The following is a 16,365-nucleotide window of genomic DNA, read 5'->3' on the forward strand; positions in this document are numbered from 1 at the left end:
GGGGGCTGCTTTTCCTGCCTTTAAAACAGGCTGAACTGATCCGTTGGTTTTGAGGGGCGGATGAAGCGGTCGGTGGCGAGGTCGTATTTGCGGCCCTTGAAGCCAAGGTCGCGGCAGATTTTGCTGAACCGGCTGCGGATCAGTTCTGCGTAAGGACCGCTCCCAGACATGCGGCTGCCAAAATTGCCGTCGTTATCCTTACCCTCCCGCATGGAGCGGATGAGTTTCATGACCTTGGAGGCCCGGTCCGGATAGTGCTCTTCCAGCCAACCTTGGAACAGATCCGAAACCTCCAGCGGCAGTCGGATCGGGATGTAGACGGCTTGCGTTGCGCCGGCGTCCCTCGCTGCTTTCAGAACGGCTTCCATCTCCATGTCATTTATGGCCGGAATAACCGGGGCCATCTGGACAATCACCCTTATTCCTGCGCGGCTTAATTTCTCGATCGCGGCGAGGCGTTTGTGGGGCGCCGATGCTCGTGGCTCCATCCTTCTGGATAACCGATTATCGAGGGACGTGACGGACAGACAAACGCAAGTGAGGTTTTCTGATGCGGCACGCCTTAGAAGATCCATATCTCGCAAGACCAGATCAGACTTTGTCGTGATGGTAAAGGGGTGTTTGACCTCGACCAGCAGTTCCAGAAGCTCCCTCGTGATCCTGTAGGTTTTCTCGATCGGTTGATAAGGGTCGGTGTTGGTGCCAAAAGCGATGGGTGCGGGACTATAGCCGGGATGGCTCAACGTTTTTTGCAAAAGCGTCGCTGCGTTCGGTTTGGCGTAAAGCTGGCTTTCAAAATCAAGACCGGGGGACAGATCCAGATACGCATGAGTTGGCCTTGCGTAGCAATAAACACAGCCATGTTCGCACCCTCGATAAGGGTTGATGGATCGGTCAAAAGGCAGATCCGGAGATGTGTTCTTTGAGAGGATCGTTTTGGGATGTTCCAGTGTGACCTGGGTCCGAAGGGGAAGCGCTTCCTCTTCTATCTGCCACCCATCATCGGCAGCGATCCGCTGGCTGGTCAGGAAGCGTCCATCCGGGTTTTGGGTCGCACCGCGCCCGCGGATGGTTTTTTCGCCTAAATTGTCCAGATTTCGGATGTTCATGTTTTATTTTAGCACAGACCATGCTCAAAACAAGAACATTTAGCGAACAATAAATAGTATTTATTGAATCTGAAGAGTTTAGACGGAGTTGGAAAGGATAGATAAGCGTTGCAGGCTTGCGGCTTCCAGGAAGTTAAAGGCGTCTTCATCCAGCTCCTGGAACGAAAAGGCAACTTGATTGCGGCCGAGAATCACTCGGGTAACCGTTGCTTTGCAATTGACCTTGCAATGATGGGCTGGTGGATAGGAAAGTTCAGTTACTGTCAGGACGTTTCCAACAGGGGGTCTGCCTTTGAAATCCTGAATGCGAAATCCGCCCAGGCTCCAGTCGTAGGTTTCAAAATGCTTGCCTGCCAGCACAATATTGAGGCGGGGGACTTCAAATCGGTGGTCTCTACGATTATGCGACCGGTATTTTCCGACAGTAAAGAAGTTAGCCATTTTCGCTGAACACAAGCCCCCAGAAGTAATGATGAACTTAAACTATCAGCCCAAAGTCTTAACAATCGGTGAGCAAATAACTCTTTTTTTGTCAAAAGGCCGGTTAAATATCGGCCATGCAGTTTCTGAAGGGGGTGCGCGGTAGTCAGCTCTTGGTGCGTTTCTGATGTTCTTGCAGGCGATCAAACAGTTCGACAAAGTTGCAGGGCATGAAACGGTAATCCAGTTGATGCACCAGAATATCGTCCCATCCATCTTTCACCGCACCGGTGGAGCCGGGCAGCGCAAAGAGGTACGTTCCGCCAGCAACGCCGCCTGTGGACCGTGACTGAATGGTGGAAGTGCCAATTTTCTGATAACTCAGCATGCGAAACAGCTCCCCAAAACCGGGGATGGATTTCTCATACAGGGCTTCGAAGGCTTCGGGTGTGACATCCCGGCCGGTAACCCCTGTGCCGCCTGTTGAAATGACAACATCCACCTCGTCGTTGGCGATCCAGGCTTTCAGCTCCGCCTGGATAAGCTCGACTTCATCTCTGACGATTTTGCGGTCCGCCAGAATGTGACCCGCCTTTTCAATCCGCTCGACAAGCGTATTGCCGGATCGATCCTCATCCAGCCCGCGCGTGTCAGAAACGGTCAGGACGGCAATTCGAACGGGAATAAAGGGGCGGCTTTCGTCAATTCCGGGCATTGGTGGCAACCTTATTGTCTTTGGATTTACTATCCAGGGGATGATATTCCGGCCAGCGACCTTCTGCAATATCATCAAGGGCTGGAAGCTCCTGACCCAACCGATGGCGATAGATCCAGAAGTTGGTCAGAACCCGCTTGATAAACTGGCGGGTCTCGCGGCTTTGCATGGCCTCAATGAAAAAGAGGGGGTCTTCGCTGCCTTTGGCGCGCTTCTTCCACTTGATCAGGTTTCCAGGGCCCCCGTTATAGGCAATGGTCAGGTAAAAGAGATTGTTGGAAACCGCATCATCGCGCATCAGATATTGCAGATACTTCTGGCCCAGTTCCAGGTTAAAAGACGGGTTGAAGAGTTTGCGGTTCTTTCGGTTGCGAAGACTGCTGTCCTTGGCAATATAACTGGCTGTGCGCGGCATCAGCTGCATCAGGCCTTTGGCGCCTGCTGGGCTTTCGGCCCGGGAATAAAAGCCGCTTTCCTGCCGCATGAAAGCGAACAGCAGCGCGCGATCCACCTTGAAGCCGCCGTGCGGGTGCCACTGGGGCAAGGGATAGATCGCTGCATCCCAGGGGCTGTCTTTATGTTCCCAAAGATAGATGCCCATCCGCATGGCAACAGACGGGGCGCCGATCCTTTCCGCGAGGGAGAGCAGTTGCAAAGCGGTTTGGGTTTTGGACGCAGGGAAGGCAGATCTCAACTCCCGTTCCGCCAGATGATACTGTGCGGCCTCACTCAAGGCTTTGGCCCTTTTGATCGCCGGCATTTTCATCAAGCGGTCAATATCTTTATCCTTCAGTTCCGGTAGATCCCACTCAAATGGTTTGCGAACGCCCAACTGGCGCAGGGCGAGGAGGCCGTAGAAGGTGCGCGGGTATTTGGCCGCAGCGATCAAATGTTCATTGGTTTTTTCAGGCTGTCCCAGTTTTAAGAATGCGCGAGATGCCCACCAGTTGGCCCGTGACTTGATCCAGTCGGTGATGTTCTTGGCCTTGGACAAGGCAACAAAATGATTGGCCGCTTTTTCAAGCCGCTCCTCTCTCCAGGCGGCAAGCCCTGCCGTCCAGTGTGCCATGGGCGCGTAATAGGTTGTACGTTGCAGGGATTTTTCCGCATATTCAATGGCCTCGGCATCTTTGCCATACAGAAAGAAGCTCTGCGCGATTTTCTCAGCAAGCTGGGCATACTCCACTTTGTCGAGAAGACGGCTGACATTTTTCTGATTGAGATATTCAGACGCATTGGTCGGTTGACCGCGGTAAAGGTATCGGCGCACCACCCGCTGTGCATGGGCCACATTATTTCGATCCTGTGCAGAACGTTTGCGCTTACTCTTATAAGATCTGGAATAATGAAAGGGCTGACCGGGACCTGTACCCCCGAGATAGGACGTGTTTTTTGGCCTCGGGGTTGCCTTCCAGTCGGAAAGATGCCGTGTGATTGCAAGGCGATACAGACGATCAGAGTTAGGATGATCCGCGTAAGACTTCATCCACATATGAAGTTCTGGGTAGGTGGATCGATAGTGGGTCGGATGCATATAGCGCATGTAAAGCACATGACCCATCAGGATCTTGTTGTTGACCTGCTTGATCAGTTTGTCTGCGGCTTTCCATTTCATCTCATGCTGTAATTCAAAGATCTTGGCATAGAGATTGGCGTCTTTCAGTGTCAGGACCCTTGGGATTTCTTGTGCTTCAGCCCGGTTTGGACCATGGCCAATCACCATTGTCGCGAGGACGACAATGAACAGGCTGAAATAGAAAAAACTTAAGACAGAACGACGGTTGGGCACGCTTATACTCCGGGCAGGCTAACGCCTCGGTTGGATTTCAGAACTTTTCTTGTTGCGGCAGTTGGTATCATAGTCACGAAGAAAGTACAGCCTTCACTGACAACAGATCCTGCCAGGCCAGCCGTTTACTGGCCGGATGTTCCATTAAGAAGTGGGGGTGGAAGATCGCTGTTGCAGGAATGCTCAGCTCTCCAACTTCATAATCGATCCATTTACCGCGCAGCTTATTGATCCCTTCTTTACGCCTTTGCACGAAGGCGGCCGCTTCTCCGAAAAAGAGGATCATCTTGGGGGCTTTCAGTTCAATGTGCCGCTCAATAAACGGCAGACAAATTGCTTGCTCTTCCGGCGTTGGGGTCTTGCCGCCAGGAGGTCGCCAGGGAAGGCAACTTGTCATGTAAGTCTGGCTGTCTTTCTCAATCCCGATCGCCGCCAGCATCTTTGTCAGCATCTCTCCATGAGCGGCCGCAAAAGGCAGTCCGCTTCGGTCTTCATCTGCAGATGGTGGACGATCGATCAGCATCAGATCAGCAGCTTCATTCCCATCGGCGAAAACCGTGCTGTTTGCCCATTGCTTTAACGTGCAGCCCTCAAAGCCTAAAATAGCCTCTTTCAATTCCGCGAGTGTCGTTGCTGCTTTTGCTGTGGCCGCAGCTCTTTCAATTACTTCCTTGGAATTGGCGCTGATTTTCGGTTTGGCGGCCGTGGCTTTATCCATTGCCGCCTTTTGCAGCAGCGCGCTTGCCGAACCAGTCCCCCGCGGGGCGGGTTTTGCGACTGATGATGGTGCGGCTGCTGGCTTTGCAGGGGTGTCCTTTACCTCGAACCAGTTGGTGGGCGTCTCCGCGATGGTTTCATCCACCCCGGCGCTCACATAAAAATCCAGTATCTCTTTCAATCCTGCATCGCTCATCATGACCCTATCATAGCAGGCGTTCGCGCTTCTCTGGAAGGCCTTCCTTCCTTGTGACAGTTTTTTTAACCCAAGGGCGCGGATTCCGTAGGGGAATTGCTATTCCAACCGGTTGGCAGGGGCGCAGGACTGTTACTGAGGGACTGCAGAAGGGCAGAAAACCGCCAAACATTATACAAAACAGGATTGACGCACCGCAAAAAAAATATAGTGTCAGGGGAAAAAAGACCCAACCCGGACGCCAGCTCGCCGCAAAGTGCAGGAATGGTCAGTGTGTTTGGGGTGGTATGAATAATGACGCTAGAAGAGGCTGGATATGGAACGCGAATCTATGGAATTTGATGTTGTGATTGTTGGTGGGGGACCATCCGGTCTGTCCGCAGCCATCAAATTACGGCAACTCAGCATGGAAGCAGGTGAGGATCTCAGCGTATGTGTTCTGGAAAAAGGATCCGAAATCGGGGCACATATTCTGTCCGGTAACGTATTCGAAACCCGTGCACTGGATGAACTGATCCCAGACTGGAAAGAAAAGGGTGCGCCGCTTAATACCGAGGTGAAGGCAGAGCGCTTCTATTTCATGACAGAGCACAGTGAGCTTCGCTTCCCGAACTTCCTGTTGCCAGCCGATCTTCATAATAAGGGCAACTATATTATCAGCCTTGGTAACCTCTGCCGCTGGCTCGCCGAACAGGCTGAGGAGCTGGGTGTTGAAGTTTATCCGGGCTTTGCCGCAGCCGAGGTTCTCTATAACGAGGATGGCAGCGTTAAAGGTGTTGCAACCGGCGATATGGGTGTTGGCCGGGATGGTGAGAAAAAGCCAGCTTTTGAACCCGGTATGGAACTGCATGCCAAATACACAATGTTTGCCGAAGGGGTTCGCGGCTCTCTGACCAAAACCCTGTTTGATAAATTCGGTCTTCGCGATGATTGCGATCCTCAGTCCTTTGGTATCGGCATCAAGGAAATCTGGGACTTGGATCCTGAAAAGCATCAGGAAGGAACAATCTTCCATACATTCGGCTGGCCGCTGGGCTCCGATACTTATGGCGGATCTTTCGTCTATCATCTGGAAAACAATCAGGCATATGTGGGCTTTGTGGTGGCGCTTGACTACACCAACCCATACCTTTCTCCATATGATGAGTTCCAGCGTTTCAAGACCCATCCAATGATGAAGGAAATGTTGGAAGGCGGTAAGCGCGTGGCTTACGGTGCTCGTGCCATTAACGAAGGTGGCTTCCAGTCCATTCCTGAGCTCGTCTTCCCAGGCGGCGCGATCATTGGTTGTTCCGCAGGTTTCGTGAACGTTCCGAAAATTAAGGGTACGCACACAGCCATGAAAACCGGTATGATGGCTGCTGAAGCAGCTTTCAATGCGCTGAAAGGTGGCAGTGAAACACCGGTCAAGGTTCTGGACGAATATGCAGAACTCTTCAAGGAAAGCTGGGTTTATAAAGAACTTCACAAGGTGCGGAACTCTCGTCCAGCCTTCCGTTGGGGGCTGCTTGCCGGTACGCTTTATACTGGAGTGTCACTGAAACTTTTCCGCGGCAAAGAGCCATGGACATTCGAAATTCATGACGACCACAGTCAACTGAAGAAAGCCAAAGACTGCAAGAAGATCGACTATCCGAAATATGATGGTGTCTACAGCTTTGATAAGCCGTCTTCTGTATTCCTCTCAGCCACCAATCATGAGGAAGACCAGCCAATTCACTTGACGCTGAAAGATGATAGCGTTCCTGTGAAGGTCAACTACGCCGAATATGCGGGACCAGAGCAACGCTTCTGTCCGGCTGGCGTGTATGAATTCCTAACCGATGATGATGGATCAAATCCTCGTCTTCAGATCAATGCCCAGAACTGTGTGCATTGTAAGACATGTGACATCAAGGATCCGACCCAAAATATCAACTGGGTGGTTCCTGAAGGTGCTGGCGGCCCCAACTATCCGAACATGTAATCGGGGCTGGCATCCGCCAGAATGTGCCTTATCTCTGTTGGACAGGGTCCGGAAAATACCCGAAAGGGTCTGGACCCTTTGCCCAGAGTGTATTTAAATAGCTGAAAGGTTTAGGCGTTTCAGTGTGCAGAAGCAGAGGTAAAGGCAGAATGTCAAACAAGCTTGGGTCCAATATCCGAAGGTCTGTTTTGGGGCTGGTGGCGCTGGGCCTTGTGTCGGGCTGTACTGCAGTCGGTGAGGGAACTGGCGTTGATTACGCTCTGCCGACCTTCCTGGATGAAGCCGGGATGGGTGAGGCAATTGGCGATACGCTGCCAGGTCAGTATCTGGCCGGACGTCAGGCTCTTCGTGAGCGGGACACAAGCGCAGCTTTCAAATATTTTGACAAGGCTTATGCCCTCGACAGCCAGGATACCTATCTGCTGCAGAACGCGTTTGGCGCGGCGCTTGCGGACGGGGACATGGATGTTGCCCTGCAGCTCGCGCGGGAGCTGGAAAAACGCGATGAGATGGATGACACCATCGGTCTTGTTTTAGCGCTGGATGCCCTTCGCTCCAAGCAATATGAACAGGTTCAAGAGCGGCTTGCGGATCTCCGTCTTCAGGGAGTTAATATCCTTCTAAAGCCGGTTTTGACCGCTTGGACTGATATTGCGCAGGGGAAAACCGATCTTGCTGTTGGACAGCTTGAAAGCCTCGATAACTACGAAGGTTTCAAACTTCTGAAATCCTACCATTTAGCTCTGATTGCCCATGCGGCTGGCAATGCTGAATTGGCTCAGCAGCAGTATGAACTCGCGCTGAAGGGGCCTGCGGGACAGGCCGTGCGGCTTGTGCAGTCCTATGGAATTTTCCTGATTGAGCAGGGCAAGCGTGAGGCAGCCTTAAAGCTCTTTTCCGATTATCAGGAGCGGTATCCGGCAAGCCCGACGATGTCTGCGCTGCTGGAAACCCTTGACGGTGGCGGAAATATCAAACCATTGATCAGCAACCCGATTGAGGGCGCGGCAGAAGCCCTTTACAGCTCTGCTGCTATCATTGGGCAGGAGCGAGCGAATGGCACATCCATCACGCTCAGTTATTTTGCCTTGATGTTGCGTCCTGAATTTCCGGTGGCCTATGTGTTGCTGGCCGAAATTGCCGAAGACCAGGATCAGTATGAAAAGGCGCATCTCTTCTATAGCAAGGTTGCGCAAAGCTCACCTTATTACCGGAACGCACAAATCCGGAAATCCTGGCTTGCCTATAAGTTGGGGCAGGATCAGGACGCCATTTCAAACCTGAAGGCTATTGCGGTTCAGAACCCGAATGATGCAGAGCCGCTTGTGGTTTTGGCAGATATCTACCGGGATCGTCAGGATTGGCAACAGGCTGCCGAGGCCTATGGTCAAGCCATCAGTAAGCTCGAGGAAGGGGCGCCCCGCCTCTGGTCACTTCTTTATGCCCGCGGTATTGCCTATGAACGGATGAAGTCTTGGGATGAGGCCGAGGCGGATTTGGTGAAAGCCATGGAACTGCGCCCCAATCATCCGCAGATCCTCAATTATCTGGGTTATTCCTGGGTCGATCGGGGTGAAAATCTGGAAGAGGCGAAAGAACTGCTTATCAAGGCGGTCTCTTTACGGCCGCGCGATGGCTATATTGTCGATAGCCTCGGATGGCTGTATTATCGGATCGGGGATTTCGAGAACGCGGTTCTGCAGTTGGAAAAAGCAGTTTCCCTGCAGGCAGCGGATCCAACCATCAATGACCATTTGGGGGATGCTTATTGGCGGGTTGGACGGTTTGGCGAAGCCCGATATCAGTGGCAGCGGGCCCTTTGGCTCGATCCGGAGGAGGATCAAATTCCTCTGATCCGTGAGAAGCTGCAAAATGGCTTACCCCCTGAGGTGCCAAGGAAAGAATGAATTTAAGCGAAGTTGCTAACCCGAAGATAAACCTAACACTCCGTGTGACCGGGCGGCGCGATGATGGCTATCATGATCTGGAAAGCCTTGTGGTTTTCGCCGAAGGCGGGGACCAGTTAAGCGCTGAAGCCGCAGATGATCTGTCGCTGGAAATCACAGGCCCATTTGCAGATGACCTAAAAAAGGAAGATCCATCCCAGAATTTGGTGTTGAGGGCTGCAAAGGCCCTTCAGGCGGCTGGAAATACCTCAAAAGGCGCGCATTTGACGTTGCAGAAAAACCTGCCGATTGCCTCTGGTATTGGTGGGGGATCTGCTGACGCGGCTGCTGCGCTTAAACTTCTCAATCAGCTTTGGGGATTGAAAATCGGTGATGAGGAACTGGCTGACATAGGGCTTGCCCTTGGCGCGGATATTCCCGCCTGCCTTTATGGGCAGCCCCTGTTGATGCGCGGGATTGGTGATCAGTTGACGCCGCTTCTGCTGAATGCCCCGCTACATATAATCCTGGTTAATCCGCGAAAAGCGATCTCAACGCCGGAAGTGTTTAAGGCTCTCGACTGGCCTGAAAATCCCAATCCCGGGCATCCCCCGTTTGAAGGGGTGGAGATGACCTGGCAGACCCTGATGGAGGGGACCAACGATTTGCAGGAGCCAGCGATTGCCCTCGCTCCGGTTATTCATCAGGTTCTGGAAAAGCTTCGGGTTCGTCCCGGGTGCCGGATCGCTCGGATGAGCGGGAGTGGCGCCACTTGTTTTGGCCTGTTTGAGGACCCCAAAAGTCTAGAGGAAGCGGTTGATTTCCTGAAATCCCAGCACCCGACCTGGTGGGTTTTCCCCACGGCTGTTCAGCCAACGTAAGGCCGACTTTATGGCATCAACAGGATTTGGACCGGGTTTGACGCGACATTTACTGGGCTGTTTCCTGATCCTGAGTTTGCTGGGCGCTTGTGAGGCGCCAAAACGCGCCGCTTCACCGCAGCCTATGACCGCTCAATTTGATGCGCCTGCCGGCAGTGATCCGGAGCTTGTCTGGCAGGCCGCCCGTGTTGCCTTGCCCGTTAGGGGGTCAACCTCTTCCCTTGTCACCACTATGGGCGCTGGGGTCTCACCTCTGGTGATGGCCGGGGGTTCACCGGGGACACGCTGGCCGGTCCTTTTAATGCTGGAGGGATGCAGCACGCCCGCACCGCCACGTCTGCTTAAGGCGCTGGCAGAGCAGGGATATGTGGCGCTCAGCCTCTCAAGTGAGGCTCGCCGGCATGAACCACTCGCTTGTGATCCTCAGAAAACCCTGTTGGAAAATGCGGCGGCCATTCAATCCCAAAAAGGGGCGGAGCTGACCTTTGCCCTGCATGCCCTGGATCGGCTGAACTGGGTTGATCCGGATCATGTCTTTGTCCTCGGGTTTTTTGAGGCGGGTGCCGCTGTCGCCCGAATGAAGCCGGCCAAAACCGCTGGACGGGTCCTCATCGGCTGGGACTGTCAGGGGCTGTCAACTGGCGGCCTTCGGGACACGGCTCTCTCCCCTGTTTTCTCTGTTTCCATGATGTTGGCTGCGGCGGGTCGGGACTGCTCTGGTGATATGGCTGATAATACGGAGAACCGCTTTCTACGTCTTTCTGAAAGCTATAGCCTGAACGTGCTTTTGGAGCCGATCGTCTTCACCCAGATGCTCCAGTTTCTCGACCGTCGACTGTTCCGCTGAGCCCTTCTGGACAAAATCCTGATTTTTTTCATTTTTTGGCTTGAGCTTGCCCCGCCCTTTGTATAGAAAGAGGGCCGCATTGGGGTGTCGCCAAGTGGTAAGGCAACGGGTTTTGATCCCGTCATGCGCAGGTTCGAATCCTGCCACCCCAGCCATTTTCCCAGAAAAACCATACTTATAGCTCAAGTCTTACACCTTTGAGGTGGTTTAGTGTGCGAGGCAATCCTAGGCCTAATTGAAAAGTTTAATAAAATTGCATTTATGTAATATAATCGTTTGATAAATATATCGAAATGGGGATACTGATCCGGGTAAGATATTTCAGGCTATTGCCTTGTAATATCTGGGTTAGAGGGGACTGAACAACCTTTTAACTCATCTCTCTGAGGGTTTGTGGGTCCCCGCCTGCAAACCCTTTTATTTTTTGGCGGTGGTGGGCGGTTTAACCGTTCACCTGAATTTAGAATTAATACTATAGTATCGATTTTAATGCTCGCATTCTGATTTATGTCACACTCTCTTTTAATACATGAACCCTTGCGGAGCGGGACTGCCAGGCAGCAGGCGGCCTTCGCGGCGTTGCAGGCGCTTCAGATTTTTGAGCGCTTAAAGCCCTATACCCCGGTTCTGGCCGGGACCATTCCCCTTGATGTGGATATCGCGGACAGTGATCTTGACATTATTTGTGCATCAGAAGATCTGGACGGTTTTGTAGCGCAGGTGGCCAGCATCTACGGAAATCATCGGGGTTACAGCGCCGTCCGTCGCCGGGTGGAGGGTCGGGAAAGCCTGATCATTCGGTTTTGGGCCGAAGGGTTTGAATTTGAAATCTTTGCCCAAGACCGTCCAGTGCTTGAGCAGTCTGCCGTTGTTCATCTGCTGATCGAGCAACGTCTTCTTAATCTCGGGGGTCCCGCAGCCCGGGAGCGTATCCGTACCCTGAAATCAGAAGGCCTCAAAACCGAGCCCGCCTTCGCCCAAGCCTTCGCCATCCCCGGCGATCCCTACCAAACCCTTTATGAGTTGCAGTCCATGTCGGACGCCGAACTGTCAGCGCGGTTTGGGGGAGGCTTCTAAATTAGTGCAATTATTAACCATGGGGTGTGAATAAATAATACTTATTCCACTTTTTTGAGGAAAAGGCTTGAAGCTTTGGGGGTGGGGTCCCACATGAGCCGTCTTGCGTAAGAGTGGGGGTGGCAGCCTCCGGTGATCAGGCGCTGGATCGTGCGGGCGGGAACTTGTGTCGGCAAGTACCCAATCGGGGACAGAGGGCTCATGTGGCAGGAAGCCAAGGAAGACAGGGCCGTTCCAAAAGACCGGTACAACAGATCTGATCCAAAATTCGTCACGTGCAAAATCAACGATAAATAAACTTGTCGCCGGTGATGCACCAGTCGCGTAGTAAAGAGTTGTAACAGAAGTACCGTATCAAGTCCCCGCATCATCGGCGATCTTTTTTGAAAGGATCCGTTGATCGTTATGAACGCAGCGCCCTAAAATCATTGAATTATAACAGTAAATTCAATCCTGGCGCCCTTAACCCACATAGATTTCACACCCTTGCAGAGCACCCCTCTGGCGAGGCTTTTGGTGCTTGCCAAATGCTTCAGGGCTCGGTTACGTCTGATAAATCGCATTTCTGCTGGATTTCAGATTTGAAATTTCCCAAAATACATAAGTAAAATGTAAATTAAGGGTGAGTGAGTCCTATGGATACGGAACGCAAATATCCGGTGCCGGATAACGAAGTTGATCGGAATAAATCCCTTCGCGCCTACCGGGTCATGGACAGTCCGCCAGAGATTTACTTTGATGAGATTGGTCAGCTTGCCGCGCAGATCTGCGAATGCCCCGTATCTTACGTGAGTTTTATTGAGGAAGACCGGTTCTGGTTCAAGTCAAAGTATGGACTGCCCGATGATTTTGAGGGCTGCCCGCGGGAGATTGCCTTTTGCTCCATCACGGTATGCGGGGCAGATCTGGTACTGTCCGAAGATCTCACGCAGGATGAGCGGTTCAAGGATTTTCATTTCGTCGTCAACGATCCCTTCTTTAAATTCTACAGCGCCATGCCACTTGTCACGCCGGAGGGTTATTCCATCGGAACCATATGCGTGATGGATTTTCAGCCGCGGGAGCTGACCTTCGAGCAGCAGGAATGCCTGAGGCGCCTTGCTCAGCAGCTGATGACCCATTTGGAGCATCGTCGTCGCTTGCTGGAACTGGATCAAACCATGCGCGAGTTGGATAGCGCCAATGCTGAGCTGGCGAAGGAAAAGGCACGGGCGGACAATTTGCTTGCCGCCATGTTCCCAGCCCCGATCGTGGAAGAGCTTATTGAGAATGGCAAAGTTGCACCGAAATTCTATCCTGAGGCGACAATCCTTTTTGCCGATGTGAAAGGCTTCACCAAGTTTGTGGAAAGCGCTGAGCCGGCCATGTTGGTCGGATTACTCAATACTTATTTTGCGCGTTTCGATGATATGGTGAGCGAACATGGTCTTGAAAAAATCAAGACCATCGGTGATGCCTATATGGCTGTCTCCGGTGTGCCGGGTCAGGATCGGCTGCATGTGCTGAATGCCTGCCTTTGTGGGCTCAGTTTGATCCGGGTGATCAAAGAGCTGAAAGCCAAGCGCGATAAGCTGCATTTGCCGTCCTTTGATTTTCGGATTGGGCTGCACACGGGTCCGGTGATTGCCGGGTTGGTTGGTAATCAGCGATCCACTTATGATATCTGGGGCGATGCGGTCAATGTGGCCGCCCGACTGGAAAGTAGCGGGGAGCCGGGGCGACTCAATGTGAGCAAACCCATTTATCAGCAGATGCAGCCCTATTTTGATTTTGTCGAGCAGGGAACGATTGAGGTGAAGAACAAAGCGCCCATGGAAATGTATTTCCTTGATCGGTTGAAGCCGGAATTTTCTGACGATCTGGAAGGGTATGTTCCGAACCAGCAGTTGCAGGAAGCCCTGAACCCGTCCCGCAAGATTATTATGGCGCCGTTGAAATAGCCTTCCCCAAAAAAAGGGCCCCGATCGTTACCGGGACCCTTTGGTCGTTTTTCTGTCAGATCTTTTGTTAAACGTCGCGAAGCTCGCGGCGAAGGATCTTGCCAACAGCGCTTTTTGGGATTTCATCGATAAAGACGATCTGTTTTGGCACCTTATAGGCGGTGAGGTTTTTCCGGCAGTATTCGGTAATTTCCTCAGTCGTGATTTCTGTGTCCGGCTTTTTCACCACAAACAGCTTCACAGCTTCCCCGGTTCTTTCATCAGGAACGCCAACGCAGGCGCATTCGGCCACGTTGTCAAGCTCAGCGGCGATGGCTTCAATTTCGTTCGGGAATACATTGAAGCCGGAAACCAGGATCATGTCTTTCTTGCGATCGACGATGTAGAAATATCCGCTTTCATCCATATAGGCGACGTCACCGGTGCGGAAGAAACCATCTTTGGTCATTACCTCAGCGGTTGCATCCTCGCGCTTCCAGTAGCCTTTCATAACCTGCGGGCCGCGTGCGCAAATCTCACCGGTCTCTCCTTGCGGAACCTCATTACCCTCATCATCCCGGATGGAGACATCCGTCATCGGCAGTGGGATCCCGATGGAGTTTTTGAACTCGGTCGCGGTGGGCGGATTAAAGGTCAGGATCGGGGAGGTTTCCGAGAGACCATAACCTTCGCGGATGTGGCTACCGGTTAGCGTCTTCCAGCGATCGGAAATAACTTTCTGAACGGCTGTGCCGCCGCCGGCCGCGTTGCGCAGGTTGGAGAAATCACATTCCTCAATCCCAGGGGTCATCAGAAGACCCGCGTAAAGGGTATTCACGCCAGTGAAGACGCTGAAGCGATGCTTTTTGAGCTCCTCAACAAAACCTGGCATATCCCGCGGGTTGGTGATCAGCACATTTTCCGCACCGGAGATAAAGTAGGTGATGAAATTCACCATCAGGGCAAAGATGTGATAAAGCGGCAGGGCTGTGATGACCAGCTCATTGCCTTCTTCCACCAGACTGCCGACAAACCCGCGATACTGCATCACGTTGGCGACAAGATTTCCATGGGTCAGCATGGCGCCTTTGGAGAGGCCCGTTGTCCCGCCTGTATATTGCAGGAAGATCAGATCATCCTGGGTAATCTCAACCGGGGTCAGCTCCAGCTTGGCGCCTTCTTCCAGAACGGTCTGCAGGGTCACAGAATTGGAGATCCGCTCATCCACAGGTGGGCTTGGCAGATTTGGATTGCCAAGGTCGCCAAGGTTTACGGTGATGATGTTCTTGACCGGTGTTTCACCCAGAATTTCAGCCAGTACCGGGGTTGAGCCAGAGAAGATGATGATGGTTTCTACATCCGCATCATTGAGCTGGTGTTTCAGCTCCCGCGGGGTGTAGAGGGGGTTTACGTTCACTTGCACAAGACCAGCCCGCAAGATCCCCAGCATGGCAGCTGGAAACCCGAGGATATTTGGCATCATCACAGCGACCCGGTCGCCCTTCTGATGGCCGAGCGTTTTCTGCAAATATGCGCCGATCTTGTTGCCTGCTTCGTCCATGTCGCCATAAGTCAGTTTGGCGCCGAAATTTTCAAATGCAGGTTGATCGCGGAATTTGGCAATGGCCTCGTCAAACATGGCCACGACGCTGGGATAGGCGTTTAGATCAACTTCTTGGGGGATAGCGGTTCCATAATGCTGGTACCAGACTTTTTCTGACATGATAAATCACTTCCTCAATCTTTTTTTATCATTGCTTTGGCGGCATCCTCCCCTGTTTAGAGGACCACCCTTTATACGGGCCGAAAGTCGCCTGCTCAATCGAATTTTCGGCGGTTTTGGGAAATTAATGACCCAAGGTCATTTTTTGCAGTGTTTTTCCAGCTGCTCGCGGAAGATCTTCATCAGGATCTCGATATTGCTGACCCCTACGTAATTGGGCCGGGTAATAAAGGCGAGGGTTCTGTGCGGGCCGGGATCCTTCAGATGCAGGGCCTTGAGGTCTGAACTTTCATGCAAGAGTTGATCGAGTGCCATCTGGGGGACCAGGGTGGTGCCCATATGGCCGGCGACCATTTGCACCAGTGTATTGAGGCTGGTGCCGGAGAGGGAGCTGTCCACATCGGTTGGCGGCAGCTTGCAGGCGGATAACGCATGATCCTTCAGGCAATGCCCGTCTTTTAATAAGAGAAGATCCGAGGAATGAAGTTCAGATCCTAGGATTTCCGTCTGGCCTTCTTTAACGTCATCCGCATGGGCAATGACGTAGAAATCCTCCTCCCAAAACTCAAAGGCATGCAGACCTGCATGGGCAAAGGGCAGGGCCAGGATCGCCGTATCAATTTCTCCTGTGCGCACCATCTCCACCAGCACATGTGACTGCTCTTCAAAAAGGGTCAGCTTGAAGTTGGGATAACGGCGGCGTAACTCCGGCAAGACCTTGGGCAGCAGGTAAGGGCCAATGGTCGGGATGGTCCCTATCTTCATGGGATAGCTCAGAGGGTCTGCTTTGAACTTGCTCAGCAGATAAAGATCATCCACTTCCAGTTTGATGGCCCGGGCCTTTTCCAGCACTTTTTCGCCAAGCGGCGTGATCAGCACCTTTTTATTGTCCCGCTCAAAAACCTGGAAGCCAAGCTGGGCCTCCAGCTCGGAAATCGCGGTGCTGAGCGCAGACTGGGTGACCCCCACAGCTTCCGCTGCGCGTTTGAAATGTTTTTCCCGGGCCACTGCAAGAGCGTATGTGAGCTGTTTCAGAGTGATCATTTAATGTTCAAAAAAATTAATCAATATCTTCAAAAATATTCAATTTACTTTAACAACGCAAGTGCCTAAATTCCCA

13 protein-coding genes and 1 tRNA gene are annotated in these 16,365 nt (G+C 52.4%); 7 read left to right on the forward strand and 7 right to left on the reverse strand.

Translation table 11 applies throughout. The annotated features are described in order from the left end of the window. Positions 1–20: 20 nt before the first annotated feature. The 5 genes from HH301_RS06800 to HH301_RS06820 form a co-directional block, all read right to left on the reverse strand. Positions 21–1,109: a PA0069 family radical SAM protein gene (locus HH301_RS06800; RefSeq protein WP_169567847.1), complete on the reverse strand. Its 1,089-nt coding sequence runs from the start codon at positions 1,107–1,109 to the stop codon at positions 21–23. A gap of 78 nt (positions 1,110–1,187) precedes the next feature. After that, positions 1,188–1,550 (reverse strand): hypothetical protein, encoded by a 363-nt coding sequence (locus tag HH301_RS06805; protein WP_169567849.1) that lies wholly within the window; start codon positions 1,548–1,550, stop codon positions 1,188–1,190. Positions 1,551–1,695: 145 nt separating this feature from the next. Beyond that, on the reverse strand, positions 1,696–2,244 hold the full coding sequence (gene moaB / locus HH301_RS06810) for a molybdenum cofactor biosynthesis protein B (protein ID WP_169567851.1): 549 nt from the start codon (positions 2,242–2,244) through the stop codon (positions 1,696–1,698). Beyond that, on the reverse strand, positions 2,231–4,033 hold the full coding sequence (locus HH301_RS17855) for a transglycosylase SLT domain-containing protein (RefSeq protein WP_169567853.1): 1,803 nt from the start codon (positions 4,031–4,033) through the stop codon (positions 2,231–2,233). The genes moaB and HH301_RS17855 overlap by 14 nt, the downstream gene beginning before the upstream one ends. 73 nt (positions 4,034–4,106) lie before the next feature. Further along, positions 4,107–4,949, reverse strand: a complete 843-nt coding sequence (locus tag HH301_RS06820) for a uracil-DNA glycosylase (protein ID WP_206378211.1) — start codon at positions 4,947–4,949, stop codon at positions 4,107–4,109. Between the two features lie 313 nt (positions 4,950–5,262). Here HH301_RS06820 and HH301_RS06825 point away from each other — a divergent pair, with 313 nt between their 5' ends. The 7 genes from HH301_RS06825 to HH301_RS06855 all read left to right on the forward strand — a co-directional run bounded on the left by HH301_RS06825 (position 5,263) and on the right by HH301_RS06855 (position 13,543). Next, positions 5,263–6,912, forward strand: a complete 1,650-nt coding sequence (locus HH301_RS06825) for an electron transfer flavoprotein-ubiquinone oxidoreductase (protein WP_169567857.1) — start codon at positions 5,263–5,265, stop codon at positions 6,910–6,912. Between the two features lie 149 nt (positions 6,913–7,061). After that, entirely contained in the window at positions 7,062–8,819 is a 1,758-nt protein-coding gene (locus HH301_RS06830) for a tetratricopeptide repeat protein (protein WP_169567859.1), read from the forward strand. Next, the gene (locus HH301_RS06835; protein ID WP_169567861.1) at positions 8,816–9,679 is read left to right on the forward strand and encodes a 4-(cytidine 5'-diphospho)-2-C-methyl-D-erythritol kinase; all 864 of its coding nucleotides are present in this window, start codon (positions 8,816–8,818) and stop codon (positions 9,677–9,679) included. The genes HH301_RS06830 and HH301_RS06835 overlap by 4 nt, the downstream gene beginning before the upstream one ends. Before the next feature lie 10 nt (positions 9,680–9,689). Then, positions 9,690–10,526 carry a dienelactone hydrolase family protein gene (locus HH301_RS06840; protein WP_169567863.1) on the forward strand — a complete coding sequence of 279 codons (837 nt, stop codon included), beginning with the start codon at positions 9,690–9,692 and terminating at the stop codon, positions 10,524–10,526. Positions 10,527–10,606: 80 nt separating this feature from the next. Further along, a tRNA-Gln gene (locus HH301_RS06845) sits at positions 10,607–10,681 on the forward strand. 352 nt (positions 10,682–11,033) lie between these two features. Then, the gene (locus HH301_RS06850; protein ID WP_169567865.1) at positions 11,034–11,603 is read left to right on the forward strand and encodes a DUF4269 domain-containing protein; all 570 of its coding nucleotides are present in this window, start codon (positions 11,034–11,036) and stop codon (positions 11,601–11,603) included. A 635-nt stretch (positions 11,604–12,238) separates the two neighbouring features. Further along, positions 12,239–13,543, forward strand: coding sequence for an adenylate/guanylate cyclase domain-containing protein (locus HH301_RS06855; RefSeq protein WP_169567867.1), 1,305 nt, complete (start codon positions 12,239–12,241; stop codon positions 13,541–13,543). A gap of 67 nt (positions 13,544–13,610) precedes the next feature. On the opposite strand, the gene HH301_RS06860 is transcribed toward HH301_RS06855, so the two are convergent. Further along, positions 13,611–15,245, reverse strand: coding sequence for an AMP-binding protein (locus HH301_RS06860; RefSeq protein ID WP_169567869.1), 1,635 nt, complete (start codon positions 15,243–15,245; stop codon positions 13,611–13,613). Positions 15,246–15,383: 138 nt separating this feature from the next. Next, complete coding sequence (locus tag HH301_RS06865) at positions 15,384–16,289, reverse strand: hydrogen peroxide-inducible genes activator (RefSeq protein ID WP_169567871.1); 906 nt, start codon at positions 16,287–16,289, stop codon at positions 15,384–15,386. Positions 16,290–16,365 lie beyond the last annotated feature (76 nt).

This window comes from Sneathiella limimaris, assembly GCF_012932565.1.
GTDB classification, from domain to species: Bacteria; Pseudomonadota; Alphaproteobacteria; order Sneathiellales; family Sneathiellaceae; genus Sneathiella; species Sneathiella limimaris.